Here is a 17341-nt window from a genome sequence, read left to right on the forward strand (position 1 = left end):
GCCGGGCGCGAACGATCCCCGGCAGGGGCGGCCGCACCCCCTGCCGGGGTCCCCCGCCGGGCCGCTAGGATGGCGCCATGGCCCACCCCACGACACCCCCCGCCAGCGGGCTGCACGCCGAGGCCCTCGAGCGGAAGGCCGCGCTGCGGCGCGACCTCCGCGCCCGGCGCCGGGCCCTGGACCCGGCGTCCCGGGAGCGCCAGATGACCGCCGTCGCGGACCATCTGCGGCGTCTGGTCGACGCCGCCGGGCCCCGGCCGCGCGTGGCCGCGTACCTCCCCGTGGGCGCCGAGCCGGACGTGCGGCCGGTGCTGGAGGAGGTGGTGCGCGCCGGCGGGACCGTGGTGGTCCCGGTCTGCCTGCCGGAGTGGCAGCTCGGCTGGACCGAGTGGACCCCGGAGACCGAGCTGGTGCGCTCAGAGCGCGCGTGGGTGCACGAGCCCTCCGGCGAGCGGCGCGGCCCCGAGGCGGTGGCCGCGGCCGACCTGCTGCTGATCCCCGCGCAGGCGATCGACGCCGCCGGCGGGCGGCTCGGCCAGGGCGGCGGCTACTACGACAGGTTCCTGCAGCGCCTGCACGCGCTCGGCGGCCCGGCTCCCCTCGCCGTCGTCTACGAGCACGAGGTGCTGGAGACGGGCGCCTTCCCGACGGAGCCCACGGACCAGCCGGTGGACGGCGTCGTGACGGCGTCCGGCGTGCACCGCTTCGCCCTGTAGTAGAATTAGCACTCAAACCAACCGAGTGCTAGAAGGGTTCCGATGCCTACATACGCATACGCCTGCAAGGACTGCGGCCACGAGTTTGAGGTCTTCCAGTCGTTCACCGACGACTCGCTGACCGCCTGCACCAGCTGCGACGGCCGCCTGCGCAAGGTCTTCAACGTCGGTGGCGTGGTCTTCAAGGGCTCCGGCTTCTACCGCAACGACTCCCGCGGCACCGGCTCGAGCGGGTCGAGCGGCTCGGGATCCAGCACGCCGTCGACCAGCTCGTCGGCGACCAGCACGTCAGGCTCCGCCTCCTCCGGCTCAACCGCGTCCGCCGCGGCGGCCTCCTAGAGGAGCACCCCGGAGGACCGGCTCGTCCTCCACACCCCGGCCCTCCAGCAGGAGCCGTCCACAGCCAGGTGGGCGGCTCCTGCTGCGTCTGCGCCCGTTCCGGTGGACTGGTCCGCATGCTCGGATCACCAGCCCGCAGGCCACCGTCCCGCCGACCCCGCCGCTACCGGCGCACCTGGCGCGACGTCAGCGCCCGCTACCGCCGCCCCGCCGCCGCCGGGATGGCGGCCCTCGCGGTCGCGGCGGCGCTGGCGGCCGTCGCACCGGAGCGGGCTCCCACGGTCGAGACGCTCGTGGCGGCCCGGGAGATCGCCGCCGGGCAGACCATCGGCGCCGACGACGTCGAGCCGGTGCAGGTGGCCCGCGCCGCCCTGCCGCCGGGCCACGACCTCCGGGCCGCGGACGCCGTCGGCGAGCGGGTGGCCATCGGGATCGCCGCCGGCACGCCGCTGCACGCGGGCCTGCTCGTCGGGGACCACCTGCTGACGGGGATGCCGCCGGGGACCGTCGCGGTGCCGCTGGAGCCGGCCAACACGGAGGTCCTCGGGCTCCTCTCCCCCGGGCTGCACGTCGACGTGGTGCTCAGCCAGGGGAACGGGTACGAGCAGCCGATCGAGTCGGCCCCGGTGGCCCGGGACGTGGCCGTCCTCTGGGTGCCCGCCGAGGGCGGGGGCGGCTGGATGGACGCCTCCTCGGGGGCCGGCGGGACGTCCACGGTGGTCGTCGCCGCCACGGCCGACGAGGCGGCGGAGCTGGCCAGTGCCGGCAGCCGGGGCAGCATCCACCTGATGCTGGTCACCCCGGAGCCGTGACGGCGCACCGCCGGGCGCCGGGCCCGGGCGGGGCGCCGGCGGCTCAGCCCCAGTGCGGCGGGCGCTGCTCCTGGAGCCAGGAGTCGCGGTCCTCCGCGGTCTCGCCCCAGCTGCGCGGGTCGTCCTCGCCGGCCGCCTTCGGGATCACGGGCTCGGCGACGAGCTGGGGCTTGGATGCGCGGCGGCCCGAGGGGCGGCCTGCCGGTTCGGTCACGTCGTCCTCCTGGGCGGCGGGAAGGTTCAGGTACTCGGCGAGGGCCTCGGCGATCCGCGCGGGGTCGCTGAAGACGTCGATCGTCCACAGCGGCACGTACCGCCAGCCGGCCTTCTCCAGCAGCTGCGGGCGCTGGCGGGAGCGGTAGCGGACGCTGAGCTGGGCGTACTCCTGCGTCCCGTCGGAGACCACGGCCAGCGGCGGGACCGGCTCGTCGGCATCGCCCCGGGGGTTCCAGATGGCCAGGTCCAGCTCGCCGCGGTAGCGCTGCTCGACGCTGGCGCCGCGGGCCACGAGCCGGTTGCGCAGGTCCGCCACCAGGGGGTCCTCGAGCGGGGCGTCGCTGCCCGGCCGGGGCGCCTCCGCCCCGGCGACGACCTGCATCAGGCGGGCGGCGCCGCCGGTGACCCGTTCCGGGTCGAGGTCGTCGGCGCGGACCGCCGTGACGATCGTGAGGCTCTCGCGGGCACGGGTCATCGCGGTGACGAACAGCTCGTCGCCGCGCGGGCCGGAGAGCCCGCCGAACTCGTGGACGGCCTTGCCGTGGGGGGTGCGGCCGTAGCCCAGCGCGAAGATCACCGCGTCCCGCACCACGGTGCGGGAGCGCTGGATCGTCGAGACCTGGAAGCGCTCGTCGTCGCGGTGGAAGAACTCCTCCGCCCACGGGTAGTTCGGCAGCTGGACCTGGATCGCCTCGGCGATCCGCGTGGCGTGGCGCTGGTTGCCCGCCACGACGGCGAGCGACTTGCCGGGGCGCCGGCGGATGTGGGCGAACACGAGGTCGACGACGCGCTGGACCTCGGCGACCGTCGACTCGACCGACTCCGCTCCGGCGTCGGGCAGCCCCGTGCCGTCCTGGACGTACTCGACGTGCAGGCCCTGCCCCGGGTCGGTGAGGTTCGTGGCCGACGGGAGCCGGTGCAGCTGGCTGCCGTAGCACTCCCCCAGCACGTCGGTGAGCCCGTCGTCGACGCCGCGGTAGACGGTGTCGAGCCCGCGCACCGGGAGCACCCGGCAGAGGGCCGCGAACGTGCTGACCGGGGTGCGGGGGGCGCGCAGCGACGCGGTGGGGTCCACCGAGACGCTGAACGTCGTGGGCGCGCCGAGCTTGCCGTCGCCGAACGCGATGACCTGCTCGGAGCGGCTGATCGCCCCGACCGCGCTGCGCAGCGACAGGGCGTCCGCGTCGAGCAGGATCACGGCGTCGAACTTCGTCTCGGCCGGCACCACGGACGGGATCATCAACGGCGAGCCGATCCACAGCGGCACCAGCGAGTTCACCAGCGGGGCGCCGAGATCGGCGAGGGCCGCGACGCTGGGCTCCCCGTCCCGGAGCATGCCCTTCAGCTCGCGGCTGCCGGCCCGGTGGTCCAGCAGCGCGGCCTTCCACCGCTGCGCGAGCTTCCAGTTCAGCCGGGCGGCGCCGGAGGCGATGTGCATGTTGTCGACCAGCCGGTACTCGGCCTCGAGCTGGCGGAGCTGGTAGCCGTCGGACATGGCCAGGTAGTCGTCGCCGCTGATCATCGCCTCGAGGACCGACTGCCACCAGGCGAGCTCCAGCTCGTGCCCGACCTGGTCGGCGGGGACCTCGCGCTCGAGCAGGTCGGCCATGAGGTCCTTCAGTCCGGCCTCGGTGAGCTGCTCGACCAGCAGGGTCCGCTCCGGCAGGCTCTGGAGGGCGTCGTGGTCCTCGGCGAGGCGCTGGACGTGGGCGACGACGTCGCGGATGGGGGCGCGGGTCAGGTCCGGCGTGCCCGTGCCGTCGGCGGAGCCGATGGAGCGCACGGCGTCCCCGAGGACGCGGCCGAGCTGCTCCAGCCGGTCCTGCGCGTCCCGGTAGTGCCGGTTGAGCTCGAGCAGCCCGGTGGGCACCGCCGGGTGGCGCTGGCTGGTGGCGTAGCTCTTCCAGGCGGCGCGCTGCTGCTGGACGTGCTGCAGCGACGTGTGCAGGTCGGCGATGTGCACGCCGGGGCGGATGTACTCCTTGGCCACCCGGCGCAGGCGGCTGCGGGTGACGGAGCCCATCTCGACGCCGTGCTCGCGGCGCCAGGAGGACGAGGCGGTCGCGGCGATCAGATCGTCCACGGCCCGGTCGAACACGTCCGGCTCGAACTTGTCCAGGCTCTCCCGGACGGCGACCAGCAGGTCCAGCTGCTCGCCCCACTGCGCGAACGAGTCGCCGGGCTTGATCTGGGAGTGCTCGGCGACGCGCTGCATGCGCTCGAGCAGGCGCGGGAGGTCCTCGGCGAGGCGCTGGGCCAGCTCGTAGGCGTCCTCGGCCTCCTTGGCGTTGCGCAGGCGCGCCCCGTACCAGGGGCTCCGGGTGACGGACTGCTCGAACGCGCCGACCTCGGCGGCCCGGCGCAACTTGATCCGGGTCTCGTCACGGGCCACGATCTGGTCCAGCACGGACCGCTTCAGGCGCACGGACGTGGAGGGGGCCGGCGTGAGGGAGGTCAGCCGGGCCAGCTCCTGCATCGCCTGGTAGGGCGAGCAGCCCCACCGCTCGCGCACGTTGTGGAGGGAGGAGACGTGGTCGCGCAGCGCGTGCCGGTGCCGCTTGAGGGTCTGGTGCGCCTTGGCCAGCCGCGACTCCTCCGCGCGCTCGTTGCGCAGGATCGACTTGGTCAGCTGGCGGCGCAGCGCCTCCGCGTCGACCTCGGGGGCGATGCGCAGCGCCAGGCTGTCCAGGCCGAGGGACGCGAGCCGGTGGACGAGCTCGTTGGCGGTCTGGCGCCGCTCGGCGACCACGAGGACCCGCTTGCCCTGCCCCGCGAGGACCGCGGCCGCGTTGATGGCGGTCTGCGTCTGCCCGGTGCCCGGCGGGGCGGAGACCACGAAGGACTCGCCGGCCTCGACGAGGTCCAGCACGGCCTGCTGGCTGGCGTCGGCGTCGAGGACGAGGAGCTCGTCGGCGGGGTCCCGCTCGTCGGTGGTCTTCACGTCGACGTCGGGCTCGGCCACGGGCTCGGGAGTGCCGACGCCGTCGTGCTGCTCCCAGTCCTTCAGCAGGGCCGAGACCACCGGGTGGGCGGTGTCGAGGGTCGCGGGGTCGGCCGGGTCGGCGACGTCCGCGAAGGTGGAGACGAGGAGCCGGTGCTCGACGACGACGCCGGGCACGTCGGCGAGCTGGCGGCGCAGCTCGTCCATGGCCTGGCGCGGGTCGAACCGGGCGATCATGTAGGCGGCGGCGTAGAGCTTCTCCACGTCGATGGCGGTCCCGTGGTGCTCCTTGAAGTAGCGGACCAGGACGGGATTGACCTCGGCGCGGCCGAGGAGCTGGATCTCGAAGTCGTCGCGGTCGCGGGCGGCGAGGGAGACGCGCACCAGCATGACGGGGGCGCTGAGCTGCTCGCTGCGGCCGTCGACGGTGGCGCGCCAGGAGACGAGCCCGGCGGCGAGGTAGCCGACGTCGATCCCGCGCTCGTCGGCGAGCTCGCGGATCTTGGCGCGGAGGCCGCGTGCGGTGCGCAGACCGGGGGCGAAGACCTCCTGGTCCCGCAGCAGCATGGACAGGCGGGTGCGCCGGCCGGCCATGAACTGCGCCAGCCCGGAGGGGTGCGCGTGCGTGACCTCGACGCTGTTCGAGGAGGAACCGGCGAAGCGCAGCAGGGTGTCGGTGCCCGCACCGGGTCCGAGCTTCTCCAGCCAATCGGCGATGGCCGACCCGCTTGCTTCAGTCCCCACCTGAATACCGCCTTCCTTGCTCGCCTGGCGGCCGCCGCGGACGCGGCGACCCCTTCTAAACTACGCCAGCGGCCCGCCGGATCCGGCGACCGAAACACTGCGGGCCCGGATCGACGAGGGCCCCGCCTCCGCCGGCCAGCGCGCGGCTGGTCGGCGGGGACGGGGCCCTCACCCGCGGGTCACTCCCACTCGATGGTTCCCGGCGGCTTGCTGGTCACGTCGAGGGCGACGCGGTTCACGCCGTCGACCTCGTTGGTGATCCGGTTGGAGATGCGGGCCAGCAGGTCGTACGGCAGGCGCGACCAGTCGGCCGTCATGGCGTCCTCGCTGGAGACGGGGCGCAGCACGATCGGGTGGCCGTAGGTGCGGCCGTCGCCCTGGACGCCGACGGAACGGACGTCCGCGAGCAGCACGACGGGCATCTGCCAGACCTCGTTGTCGAGGCCGGCCGCGGTGAGCTCGGCGCGCGCGATGGCGTCAGCCCGGCGCAGCGTGTTCAGGCGGTCCTCGGTGACCTCGCCGATGATGCGGATGCCGAGGCCGGGGCCGGGGAACGGCTGGCGCTGGACGATCTCGGCCGGCAGGCCCAGCTCGGCGCCGACCGCGCGGACCTCGTCCTTGAAGAGGGTCCGCAGGGGCTCGACGAGCTCGAACTGCAGGTCCTCCGGCAGGCCGCCGACGTTGTGGTGGCTCTTGATGTTCGCCGCGCCCTCGCCGCCGCCGGACTCGACGACGTCCGGGTACAGGGTGCCCTGGACCAGGAACTTCACCGGCTCGCCGGCGTTCGCGGAGGCCTTGACGATCTCGGCCTCGGCGGTCTCGAACGCGCGGATGAACTCGCGGCCGATGATCTTGCGCTTGGTCTCGGGGTCGGTGACGCCTGCGAGCGCGGTGAGGAAGCGCTCCTGCTCGTCGGCGATGTAGAGCTTCGCGCCCGTGGCGGCGACGAAGTCCTTCTCGACCTGCTCGGCCTCGCCCTCGCGCAGGAGGCCGTGATTGACGAACACGCAGGTGAGCTGGTCGCCGATGGCGCGCTGCACCAGGGCGGCGGCCACGGCGGAGTCGACGCCGCCGGAGAGGCCGCAGATGGCCCGGCCGTCGCCGACCTGGGCGCGGATCTTCTCGACCTGCTCCTCGACGATGTTGCCGGTGGTCCAGTCGGCCTTCAGGCCGGCGCCCTCGAAGAGGAAGTTCTCCAGGATGCGCTGGCCGTGGTCCGAGTGCTTGACCTCGGGGTGCCACTGGACGCCGTAGAGGCGGCGCTCGTCGTCGGCGATCGCGGCGACGGGGGCGCCGGAGGTCGTGGCGAGCACCTCGAAGCCCTCGGGGGCCTCGTGCACGGAGTCGCCGTGGCTCATCCAGACGTTCTGGGCTGCGGGCGTGCCGGCGAGGATGGAGCGGGCCTGCCCGGACATGGTCGCGTCCGTGGCGCCGTACTCGCGCAGGCCGGTCTGCGCGACCTTGCCGCCGAGCGCGTTGGCCATCGCCTGGAAGCCGTAGCAGATGCCCAGGACGGGCACGCCGGCCTGGAACAGGTCGGCCTCGACCCGCGGCGCGCCCTCGGCGTACACGCTGGAGGGGCCGCCGGACAGGATGATCGCGGCCGGGTTCTTGGCCAGGATCTGCTCGGTGGGCATGGTGTGCGGAACGATCTCCGAATACACGTTGGCCTCGCGCACGCGGCGAGCGATGAGCTGCGCGTACTGGGCCCCGTAGTCGACGACCAGAACCGGCTGATGTTCTGGGGCTGCGGGTGGGTTGGTCACGGGCTCCACTTTAGTCGACTCGGCTCTCAGGCCCGAACGGGCCGGTGGGTGGGTGCTGCGGGCGGGGTGGCCGGGCAGCCGGCGTGCAGGCCGGGCTAGTAGCGCTTGACGGCCTGCGGGTTGGTGGCGACCTCCTCCTCGACGCTGCGGTGCACGCGCTTCTCCACGATGAAGGAGAGGAACGGCACCACGCCGCCGAGGGCGATGAAGAGGAACCGGGTGAACTTCCAGCGCATGAGCATCCAGAGCCGGAAGTCGCACAGGAGGTAGAGCACGTACATCCAGCCGTGGGCGATCTGGATGGCCAACGTCACGTTGAACCCGCCGGCGTAGGAGTCCACGGGCACGAACCCGAACGCGTGGGAGGAGCCGTCCGCGAGGGTCCCGCCGGCGACGAGCTCCACGCCGAAACCGTACTTCGCGGTCATCTCCACCACGAGCAGCAGGAGGAAGACACCGGTGATGTAGGCGGCGATCTTGAACCAGCCGGCGGCGTTGCGGATCTGGGCGTCGGTGCCGCCGAGGCGGCGGCCCTGGGTGGAGAGGTTCTGGCTGGACACGTCGTCGCCTTCCTGAGCGGTGGTGTTCTGGTCTTCTGGTACGACGCCGGCGCGTGCGCCCGCGGTGGCGTCCGCCGTGGCGCCGGTGCCGGCGTCGATCCGGGCGCCCGTGGGCTCCGCGGTCGACGGCGCGTCGGGGCCGCCCGCTGCCCCGGCGGCGCGGGCGGCGGCGAGCCGGGCCCGCTGCTCGTTGCGGTAGTCGTCGCGCACCAGCCGGGTCCAGAGGAAGAACGCGAACCCGGCGAAGAGCGCCCATTCGAGGCCGTAGAAGATGTTGAGCCAGTTGATCTGCGGCCCCGGCGGCTGCGGGCCGACCCAGACCTCCTCGAGCCCGGCCGCGGCGGCCCCGGCGTCCTGGCCGGCGGCGCCGAGGACGTCGAAGGCGACGACGAATCCGCTGTAGGAGTCCGTGGCCCACACGTTCAGCAGCTGGGCGACGGAGAGCGACTCGAGGACCGGCACACCCCCGGTGGCCGGGACGGGCTCCTCGACGGGCGACTCGGTCGGCAGCAGGCGGCCGGTCACCTGGAGCTCGCCCTGCGGCAACGGCGGGGGCTCCGCGGCGCTCTCCTGCCAGCCGCGGACCACCGGGATCACGACGTCCCCGCCCGCGGCGGCCGCGGACCCGGCGGGCGGCTCGACCCCGTCCGGGAGCGGGTCGGCGAGCACGAAGGCCGCGACCACCCAGTGGCCGGACCGCTCGCCGCCGTCCTCCGCCTCGTGCAGGCGGTCGGCGACGAGGACCTGGCTGCCCGGGAGGAACCGACCGTCGAACCGGACGATCTGGTCCGCGTCCTCCGCCATCAGCGGCCGGTAGGGCCCGAAGTGGCTGGTCAGCGCCACGGGGGTCTCGGTCACGCTCGCCGGCGGCGGCGGGGCGGTCTGGGCGCGCCCGAACTGCCACTGGCTCAGCCAGACGAAGCCTCCGGCGAGGGCCAGCGCGAGCAGGAGAGCCAGCAGCCATTTCGGCTTCAGGGCGGTTTTCAACACCCGTCCAGCGTACTTCGATGCCCTGTAGAACTCCGAACCGGGAGGGGGCCGCCGGGCCGCCCGGCCCCGCCGCCGGGGAGCCGTCTCCGGTCAGTCGTCTCCGGGCAGGCTCCGCCGGTCAGTCCTCCCGGACGGGGACGATGTCCTCGACGTTCATGCGGGTCTTGTCCGCGGAGATGTCGTCCGGCTGCTCCTGGCTGGCCCGCTCGGCCTCCACGCGGGCGAGGTAGTGCCGCACCTCGCGGTCCACCTGGGCCGGGGACCAGCCCAGCAGCGGGGCCATGAGCTCGGCGACGACGGGCGCGGCGGAGACGCCGCGGTCCCACGCCTCGATGGAGATGCGGGTGCGCCGGGTCAGGACGTCGTGGATGTGCCGGGCGCCCTCGTGCAGCGTCGCGTACACGGCCTCGGCGGCCAGGTAGTCGTCGGCCCCCGGGAGCGGCTCGGCCAGCGAGCGGTCCGCGGCGATGAGGTCCAGCACGTCGCGCGCCATGGATCCGTAGCGCTGGAGCAGGTGCTCCACGCGGACCACGTGGACGCCCGCGGCCTGGGCCATGCGCGCCCGGCTGTTCCAGGCGGCACGGTAGCCCTCCGCGCCGAGGACGGGGATGGTGTCGGTGCAGGAGGCCGGGGCGTTGATGTCCATGCTGCGCACGGCCTCGTCCACGGCGTCCTTGGCCATGATCCGGTAGGTCGTGTACTTGCCGCCGGCGACCACCACCAGACCCGGGACGGGGTGGGTGACCACGTGCTCGCGGGAGAGCTTCGCCGTCGAGTCGCTCTCGCCGGCCAGCAGCGGGCGCAGCCCCGCGTAGACGCCCTCGACGTCCTCGCGGGTCAGGGGCCGCTTGAGGACCTTGTTCACGTGCTCCAGCACGTAGTCGATGTCCTTGCTGGACGCGGCCGGATGCGCCTTGTCCAGCGTCCAGTCGGTGTCCGTGGTGCCGATGATCCAGTGCCGTCCCCACGGGATGACGAAGAGCACGGACTTCTCGGTGCGCAGGATCAGGCCGACGGTGGACTGGAAGCGGTCGCGCGGGACCACCAGGTGGATGCCCTTCGACGCGCGCACGCGCAGCTGGCCGCGGTCGGTCACCATGTCCTGGGTCTCGTCGGTCCAGACGCCGGTGGCGTTGATGATCTGCTTGGCCTTGGCCTGGAACCGCTCGCCGGTCTCCTGGTCCTCCAGGACCGCGCCGACCACGCGCTCGCCCTCGCGGAGGAAGTCGACGACCTTGAGCCGGTTGGCGGCCGCCGCGCCGTACTTGGCGGCGGTGCGGACGATGTCGACGACGAGCCGGGCGTCGTCGACCTGCGCGTCGTAGTAGCGGATGGAGCCGACGAGCGCGTCGTCGCGCAGGGAGGGCGCCGCCTTGAGGGTGCCCTTGTGCGAGAGGTGCCGGTGCAGGGGCACGCCGCGGCTGTGCCCGGAGGCCATGGAGAGCGCGTCGTAGAGCGCGATGCCGGCGCCCACGTAGGGCCGCTCGACGATCCGCTTGGTCAGCGGGTACAGGAACGGGACGGGTCGGACCAGGTGCGGTGCGATGCGGTCCATGAGCAGGCCGCGCTCCTGGAGCGCCTCGCGGACCAGGCCGAAGTCCAGCATCTCCAGGTAGCGCAGGCCGCCGTGGATGAGCTTGGAGGAGCGCGACGACGTGCCGGAGGCCCAGTCGCGGGCCTCGACGATGCCCACGCGCAGGCCGCGGGTGGCCGCGTCGAGCGCGGTGCCGGCGCCGACGATCCCGCCGCCGACGATGAGCACGTCGAGCTCGCCGCCGGGGCTGGCCGACGCCTTGAGCGCCTCTATCGACTCGGCCCGCTCCTGGGGGCCCAACGTTCCTGACCGAGTCGCTGCCATGTTTACCTCGCTTGGTAGGGGGAGACGATGACTTCCACGCGCTGGAACTCCTTCAGGTCGGAGTAGCCGGTGGTGGCCATGGAGCGGCGCAGCGCGCCGACCAGGTTCGAGGTCCCGTTGGTGTGGTGGGACGGCCCGTAGAGGATCTCCTGCAGCGGGCCCACGCTGCCGACATGCACCCGGTCGCCGCGCGGCATGTCCGGGTGGGTGGCCTCCAGGCCCCAGTGCCAGCCGCGGCCGGGGGCCTCCTCGGCGCGCGCGAGCGCGGTGCCGAGCATGACGGCGTCGGCGCCCATGGCGAACGCCTTGACCACGCTGCCGCCGTAGCCCATGCCGCCGTCGGCGATGACGTGGACGTACCGGCCACCGGACTCCTCGATGTAGTCGCGGCGGGCCGCGGCGACGTCGGAGATGGCCGTGGCCATGGGGACGTGGATGCCGGTGGCCTGGCGGTTGGCGCCGGTGGCGGCCCCGCCGAAGCCGACGAGCACGCCCGCCGCGCCGGTGCGCATCAGGTGCAGCGCCGGGGTGTAGCCGGCGACGCCGCCGACGATCACCGGGACGTCGAGCTCGTAGATGAACTGCTTGAGGTTCAGCGGCTCCTGGTTCTGCGAGACGTGCTCGGCGGAGACCGTGGTGCCGCGGATGACGAAGAGGTCGACGCCGGCATCCACGACCGTCTTGTAGTGCTCCTGGGTGCGCTGCGGGGTCAGGGACCCGGCGACGACGACGCCGGACTCGCGGACCTCCGCCAGGCGCGCGGTGATCAGCTCGGGCTGGATGGGGGCGGCGTAGAGCTCCTGCAGCCGCTGGGTGACGGCCGGGTTGAAGTTCCCGCTGGTCTCCGCCTCGAGGGAGGCGATCTCCGCGAGGACGGGCTCCGGGTCCTCGTAGCGGGTCCAGAGGCCCTCGAGGTTCAGCACGCCCAGGCCGCCGAGCTGGCCGAGCATGATGGCGGTCCGCGGGCTCATGACGGAGTCCATGGGCGCGCCGATGATGGGCGCGCCGAACTGGAAGGCATCGATCTGCCAGCTGACGGACACGTCCTGCGGGTCGCGCGTGCGACGGCTGGGGACGATCGCGATGTCGTCCAGCGAGTAGGCCCGTGTCCCGCGCTTGCCGCGGCCGATTTCGATCTCGTTCATCACGCCGTCAGCCTATCAGCGCAGCCCTCGCGGGCCGGATTCCCGCGGGCCGGGGCCTCCCGATGAAGCCGACGCCGCCGGCCGGCCCGCGTCCCGTGCCGTGGCCGGGGCGTGTTGCCGTGGCTCGGTCCGGAGCCGACACCGGTCAGCCCTCCGCCGGGTTCCCGCCGGCCGTGGGCGCCTCGAGGCCGAGGACGGCCGTGCGCAGCGCGCGGGCGGCCGCCTCCTCCCCGTCGGCGAGCCGCGAGATCCGCTCCGCCAGGGAGGCGAAGTAGCGCAGCCGCGCGTCCTCGCCCGTGCCCGCGGCGGCGGGCGTCAGCTCGGCGGCCAGCGCGTCCCACTCCCCCGCCAGGTCCGCGTAGGCCGGGGCGCACGCGGCGAGCGGCTCGAGGCCGGGCAGGGCCCCGGCCTCGGTCAGGAACTCGGCGTAGAGCCCGCGGAGGCCGCCGCGGCCGGCGAAGCGGCCGTTGGCGAAGAACTCGGCGACCATCCCGAGGCCGCCGGCGAGCCGCTCATCGGTGCCGAACAGGGCCGGCCAGTCGCGCTGGCCCGTGCCCGTGAGCCGCTCGGCCCAGGTGCGCATCCCGGCGACGCCGAAGTTCTTGGCGAAGTGCGCGGGGATCCCCTGCAGCTCGGTCTCGCCGAGGAGGCGCCCGGTGGTCTCGGCGACGGCCTCGACCACGGCGGCGCGCAGGTGCTCCGGGCGCGGCGACAGCGGCTCCGGCACCCAGGCCTGCCAGTGCCGGTCCTTCTTCCGGCGCGAGCGCGCCGCCGAGAGCTGCCCGGGGCGCAGCAGCTGCAGCTCCCCGGAGCCGTCGTCCACCAGGTACTTGCCGGACTCGTCCTCGCCGAGGACGGCGAGATCCACGGACTCGGCGTCCTCCGCGCTGCCGGTGGCCTTGACCCACGGCAGCATCGACTCGGTGACGCGGACGACGACGGCGCGGCCGGCGTCGAGCGCCTCGTCCAGGTGCTGCTGGGCGAGCTTGGCGCTGGAGGTGTGGGTCTGCCGCACCGGCACGCCGAGGCGGCCGATGAGGTTCTCGACGTACGGCTCCGGGTGCGCCCGCGTCACCACGGTGGCGGTGACGCCGGAGTCGTAGTCGAAGGTGAAGACCATGAAGCCGATGCCGCCGCCGAGCCCGGCGAGCAGCGCCTGGCTCGGCGCCTGCCCGGTGGCCGGGTCGGTGACGCCGGCCTGGGTCAGGACGCGCTGCCACAGGCCGGCGTCGTACTGGACCACGTCCCCGGGCGCGGGGTACTCGGGCAGGTCCGCGCCGTCGTCGTACCCCTCCCCGGGCGAGGACGGCGCGCCGGGCCGGGCCGGGCGGTTCCCGCCGCGCTCGGGGGCGCCGGCGAGGACCGCCTTGCGCGCCTGCGTGTACGTCTCCTCGGTGCGCGCCATGCGCTCGCGGGCGAGCTTCTGGAGCTGCTTGGGGGTCAGGTCGGGGGCGCCGGTGCGCTTGCGGGGGGCGGGCATGTCCGGGTTACCGCGACTTATAGTTCGGGGCCTCGACGGTCATCATGATGTCGTGCGGGTGCGACTCCTTGAGGCCCGCCGCCGTGATGCGCACGAACTTGCCGCGTTCCTTGAGCTCCGGGATGGTGCGTCCGCCCACGTAGAACATGGTCTGGCGCAGCCCGCCGACCAGCTGGTGCGCGACGGCGGAGAGCGGGCCGCGGTACGGGACCTGGCCCTCGATGCCCTCGGGGATCAGCTTCTCGTCCGAGGGCGCGTCCGCCTGGAAGTAGCGGTCCTTCGAGTAGGAGGTGTTCTTGCCGCGAGTCTGCATGGCGCCGAGGGAGCCCATGCCGCGGTAGGTCTTGAACTGCTTGCCGTTCATGAACACCAGGTCGCCCGGGGACTCGGCGGTGCCGGCGAGCAGCGAGCCGAGCATGACGGAGTCGGCGCCGGCCACGAGGGCCTTGCCGATGTCGCCGGAGTGCTGCAGGCCGCCGTCGGCGATGACGGGCACGCCGGCCGGGATGGCGGCCTTGGCGGACTCGTGGATGGCGGTGACCTGCGGGACGCCGACGCCGGCGACGATGCGGGTGGTGCAGATGGAGCCCGGGCCGACGCCGACCTTGATGGCGTCCGCGCCCGCGTCGATGATGGCCTGCGCGCCCTCGCGGGTGGCGGCCTGGCCGCCGATGACGTCCACGTGGGCGGCGGCCGGGTCCTTCTTCAGGCGGGCGATCATGTCCAGCACGCCCTGGCTGTGGCCGTTGGCGGTATCGACCACGAGGACGTCGACGCCCGCGTCGACCAGCGCCATCGCGCGCTCGTAGCCCTCGCCGAAGAAGCCGACGGCGGCGCCGACGCGCAGGCGGCCCTGGTCGTCCTTGGTGGCCTGCGGGTACTGCTCGGCCTTGTCGAAGTCCTTGACGGTGATCAGGCCCTGGAGGATGCCCTCGTCGTCCACCAGCGGGAGCTTCTCGATGCGGTTCTCCCCCAGCAGGCGCTGGACCTCGGCCGGCTCGACGCCCACTTTGGCCGTGATCAGCGGCATCGGGGTCATCTTCTCGTAGACCTTGGTGGTCGCGAACTCCTCGCGCGGGACGAAGCGGATGTCGCGGTTGGTGATCAGGCCGAGGAGCTTCTTGTCCTGGTCTACCACGGGCAGGCCGGAGACCCGGTAGTGGCCGCAGAGGTCGTCCAGGTCCAGCAGGCTCGCGTCCGGGGTGATGGTGACCGGGTCGGTGATCATGCCGGACTCGGAGCGCTTGACCTTGTCCACCTGGCGGGCCTGGTCGTCGATCGAGAGGTTCCGGTGGATGATGCCGATGCCGCCCTGGCGCGCCAGCGCGATCGCCATCGGCGCCTCGGTCACGGTGTCCATCGCGGCGGAGACCAGCGGCATGTTCAGGCTGATGCGCTTGGTCAGGCGCGTTGCCGTGTCGGCCTCCGAGGGGATCACATCCGTGGGGCCGGGCAGCAGCAGCACGTCGTCGTAGGTGAGGCCTTCGAGGGCGAACGGGTTGAACTCAGACACAGGGGGGCCTTTCGCGAGCCAGAGGAGGGTGATTACATCCTAGAACGCGTGCACGGGGCGACGCATTCCTACCCGTCGGCCGGTGCCTCTACCACCCCAGCGCCGCGGTCAGGCGCTGCTCGAACACGCGCGCGAGCGTCTGGGCGTAGGTGCGGGTGATGTGATCTTCGTCCCGGATGGTGATCACGTTGCCGATCACGGCGCGGCAGGTGCCCTCGACGCAGAACTGGTCCGTCATGTCGAAGAAGCTCAGCTCGTCCGGGAGCCGGCCGGCGTCGACCTGCGCCTGCAGCGCGTCCAGCGGGTTCTCCGCGGCGAGCAGCTGCTCCTGCGGCAGCCCGCACGCCTCGGCGCCGCGCATGTCCACGCACTCGGGGACGGCGTAGGTGTAGCGGGGGGTGTCCCGCACGCCGGCGACCTGGATGCCGGCCTCGGCGAACGGCAGGACGGACTCCACGTATCCATCGGCGACCCGCTCCTGCTCGGCGGGGGTGCGCCCGGCGTCGTCCGGGTACTTGGCGGTGTGGGAGGCGACGGTGACGACGGCGTCCGGGCGGTGCTCCAGGACGTAGCCGGTGGCGGCCTCGATGAAGTCGTTGCAGCGCTCGGTGCGGTCCGGGCCGGTGGTGCCGAACCGGCAGGAAGGCTCGTGGATCATGATCCACGCCCAGTCGTTCCCCACCGCGGCCGGGTGCAGGGCGGTGCTCCAGTGCTGGGCGTGGGAGTCGCCGAGGACGATGACGAACTTCTCGGCCGTCGCCGGGTCCCCGAACTGCTTGCAGAACTCGATCCGCTCGTCCGCCGGGGCGTAGGAGTTCAGGCACGCCCCGCCGACGTTGGCCCACTCCTCGTCCAGCGATGTGGACAGCGGCAGGACGGCGGCTTCGGCGCTCGGCTCCCCGGCGAAGCCCGACTGGAGCGCGGCCGCGCCGGGGTTGTCGGCGGCCGTCTGGCTGGCGGCGGCGTCCTCGAACGCCTCCACCCGGTTCTGCCAGCTGTTCAGCGGCAGGAGCACCAGCCCGATCAGGGCGGCCAGGACCAGCGAGAGCCGGCGGCGGCGCTGGGTGGGCCAGTGCCACTGGTGGAAGGGGGTCTCCACGATCTTGGTGGTGGCCCAGGCCAGGGCCAGGGAGAGGCCGATGACGGCGGTGCCGCCGAGCCAGCCGGCGCTGTCCAGCCCGTTGGTGACCAGGTAGATCACGAGGATGGGCCAGTGCCAGAGGTAGAGCGCGTAGGAGATGTCGCCCAGCCGGATGAGAGGCCGGGTGGAGAGCAGCCGGTCCGCCCCGAGCGGGTGGCCGGTGGCGCCGGAGCCGACGATCAGGGCCGCGGCCAGGGTCGGCCAGAGGCCCACGTAGCCGGGGAACGAGGCCTCGACCTGGAGCAGGATGCCGCAGGAGAGCATGGCGAGCAGCCCGGTCCAGCCCATGGCGACGCGTAGCAGGACCGGGAGCCGCTCCATCCAGGGCAGGGCGACGACCAGCAGGGAGCCCAGCGCGAACTCCCACAGGCGGGCGCCGGTGTCGAAGTACGCCCAGGTCTGGCGGGTGGCCGTGATGTAGACCGAGTACGCCAGGGAGAGGAGGAAGACCGAGCCGAACACGCCGGCGAGGACGGGCCGGAAGCCGAGGCCCGGCCGGCGGCGCCCGAGGGCCCGCCAGAGCAGGGCCGCGCCGGCGATGAGGAGCGGCCAGAGCACGAAGACCTGGCCCTGGATGCTCAGCGACCAGAAGTGCTGCAGCGGGCTGGCGGTGGCGTGGTCCGCCGCGTAGTAGTCGACCGAGCCGAGGGCCAGGTTCCAGTTCTGGACGTAGAAGAGACTGGAGACGGTCTGGCTGGCCACGTCCTCCCAGCGCGTGCGGGGCAGCAGCGAGACGGTGGCGGCGAGCACGGCCAGCAGCACCACGATCGCCGCGGGCAGCAGCCCCCGGAGCCGGTTGAGCCAGTAGCGGACCAGCTCCAGCGGGCGGCCGGACTCGACCCGGTACGTGAAGGAGACCGTCAGCAGGAAGGCCGAGAGCAGCAGGAACACGTCCACGCCGCCGGAGACCTTGCCGAGCCAGACGTGGTACAGCACCACCATGAGCACGGCGAAGGCCCGCAGCCCTTGGACCTCCGGCCGGTACGCTGGCTTCGCGACGGCCGCGGCCTGCGGCAGAGGGGTGCTGACGGGCATCGAGGTGGTCTTCCTGCAGGGGACGGTTTCGGTGCGCCGGCGGCTGGATCGCGCGCGGCCCGACGTCCAATTTTACCAGTGCGGT

Annotated in this window: 11 protein-coding genes; 3 read left to right on the forward strand and 8 right to left on the reverse strand. The window is 73.3% G+C overall.

The features are described 5' to 3' along the window. Positions 1–77: 77 nt before the first annotated feature. The 3 genes from ABD784_RS04160 to cpaB all read left to right on the forward strand — a co-directional run bounded on the left by ABD784_RS04160 (position 78) and on the right by cpaB (position 1867). Positions 78–716, forward strand: a complete 639-nt coding sequence (locus tag ABD784_RS04160) for a 5-formyltetrahydrofolate cyclo-ligase (RefSeq protein ID WP_344880353.1) — start codon at positions 78–80, stop codon at positions 714–716. Between the two features lie 42 nt (positions 717–758). Further along, a complete protein-coding gene (locus tag ABD784_RS04165; RefSeq protein WP_344880356.1) occupies positions 759–1055 on the forward strand; it encodes an FmdB family zinc ribbon protein in 297 nt (98 codons plus the stop codon). Between the two features lie 116 nt (positions 1056–1171). After that, positions 1172–1867 (forward strand): Flp pilus assembly protein CpaB, encoded by a 696-nt coding sequence (cpaB, locus tag ABD784_RS04170; RefSeq protein ID WP_344880359.1) that lies wholly within the window; start codon positions 1172–1174, stop codon positions 1865–1867. Positions 1868–1910: 43 nt separating this feature from the next. On the opposite strand, the gene ABD784_RS04175 is transcribed toward cpaB, so the two are convergent. From ABD784_RS04175 to ABD784_RS04210, 8 genes are all read right to left on the reverse strand, one after another. Beyond that, on the reverse strand, positions 1911–5768 hold the full coding sequence (locus ABD784_RS04175) for a DUF4011 domain-containing protein (protein WP_344880363.1): 3858 nt from the start codon (positions 5766–5768) through the stop codon (positions 1911–1913). Positions 5769–5947: 179 nt separating this feature from the next. Further along, on the reverse strand, positions 5948–7534 hold the full coding sequence (gene guaA, locus ABD784_RS04180; protein ID WP_344880366.1) for a glutamine-hydrolyzing GMP synthase: 1587 nt from the start codon (positions 7532–7534) through the stop codon (positions 5948–5950). Positions 7535–7629: 95 nt separating this feature from the next. Then, the gene (locus tag ABD784_RS04185; protein WP_344880369.1) at positions 7630–9084 is read right to left on the reverse strand and encodes an SURF1 family cytochrome oxidase biogenesis protein; all 1455 of its coding nucleotides are present in this window, start codon (positions 9082–9084) and stop codon (positions 7630–7632) included. Positions 9085–9202: 118 nt separating this feature from the next. Beyond that, the gene (locus ABD784_RS04190) at positions 9203–10942 is read right to left on the reverse strand and encodes a glycerol-3-phosphate dehydrogenase/oxidase (RefSeq protein ID WP_344880372.1); all 1740 of its coding nucleotides are present in this window, start codon (positions 10940–10942) and stop codon (positions 9203–9205) included. Between the two features lie 2 nt (positions 10943–10944). Then, positions 10945–12090, reverse strand: a complete 1146-nt coding sequence (locus ABD784_RS04195) for a GuaB3 family IMP dehydrogenase-related protein (protein ID WP_344880375.1) — start codon at positions 12088–12090, stop codon at positions 10945–10947. A gap of 142 nt (positions 12091–12232) precedes the next feature. After that, on the reverse strand, positions 12233–13567 hold the full coding sequence (locus ABD784_RS04200; RefSeq protein WP_344880378.1) for a DUF4872 domain-containing protein: 1335 nt from the start codon (positions 13565–13567) through the stop codon (positions 12233–12235). 7 nt (positions 13568–13574) lie between these two features. Further along, the gene (gene guaB, locus ABD784_RS04205; RefSeq protein WP_344880381.1) at positions 13575–15080 is read right to left on the reverse strand and encodes an IMP dehydrogenase; all 1506 of its coding nucleotides are present in this window, start codon (positions 15078–15080) and stop codon (positions 13575–13577) included. Positions 15081–15168: 88 nt separating this feature from the next. Further along, a complete protein-coding gene (locus ABD784_RS04210) occupies positions 15169–17256 on the reverse strand; it encodes an acyltransferase family protein (RefSeq protein WP_344880384.1) in 2088 nt (695 codons plus the stop codon). Between the last annotated feature and the right edge of the window lie 85 nt (positions 17257–17341).

Origin of the sequence: Zhihengliuella alba (genome assembly GCF_039538765.1) — a bacterium.
In the GTDB taxonomy this organism is placed as follows: domain Bacteria; phylum Actinomycetota; class Actinomycetes; order Actinomycetales; family Micrococcaceae; genus Zhihengliuella; species Zhihengliuella alba.

What these genes read in the sequence shown, in the direction of transcription:
- ABD784_RS04200 (WP_344880378.1), bottom strand. Translation starts at nt 13,567, where the DNA reads ATGCCCGCCCCCCGCAAGCGCACCGGCGCCCCCGACCTGACCCCCAAG.
- cpaB (WP_344880359.1), top strand. Translation starts at nt 1,172, where the DNA reads ATGCTCGGATCACCAGCCCGCAGGCCACCGTCCCGCCGACCCCGCCGC.
- ABD784_RS04210 (WP_344880384.1), bottom strand. Translation starts at nt 17,256, where the DNA reads ATGCCCGTCAGCACCCCTCTGCCGCAGGCCGCGGCCGTCGCGAAGCCA.
- ABD784_RS04190 (WP_344880372.1), bottom strand. Translation starts at nt 10,942, where the DNA reads ATGGCAGCGACTCGGTCAGGAACGTTGGGCCCCCAGGAGCGGGCCGAG.
- ABD784_RS04160 (WP_344880353.1), top strand. Translation starts at nt 78, where the DNA reads ATGGCCCACCCCACGACACCCCCCGCCAGCGGGCTGCACGCCGAGGCC.
- ABD784_RS04165 (WP_344880356.1), top strand. Translation starts at nt 759, where the DNA reads ATGCCTACATACGCATACGCCTGCAAGGACTGCGGCCACGAGTTTGAG.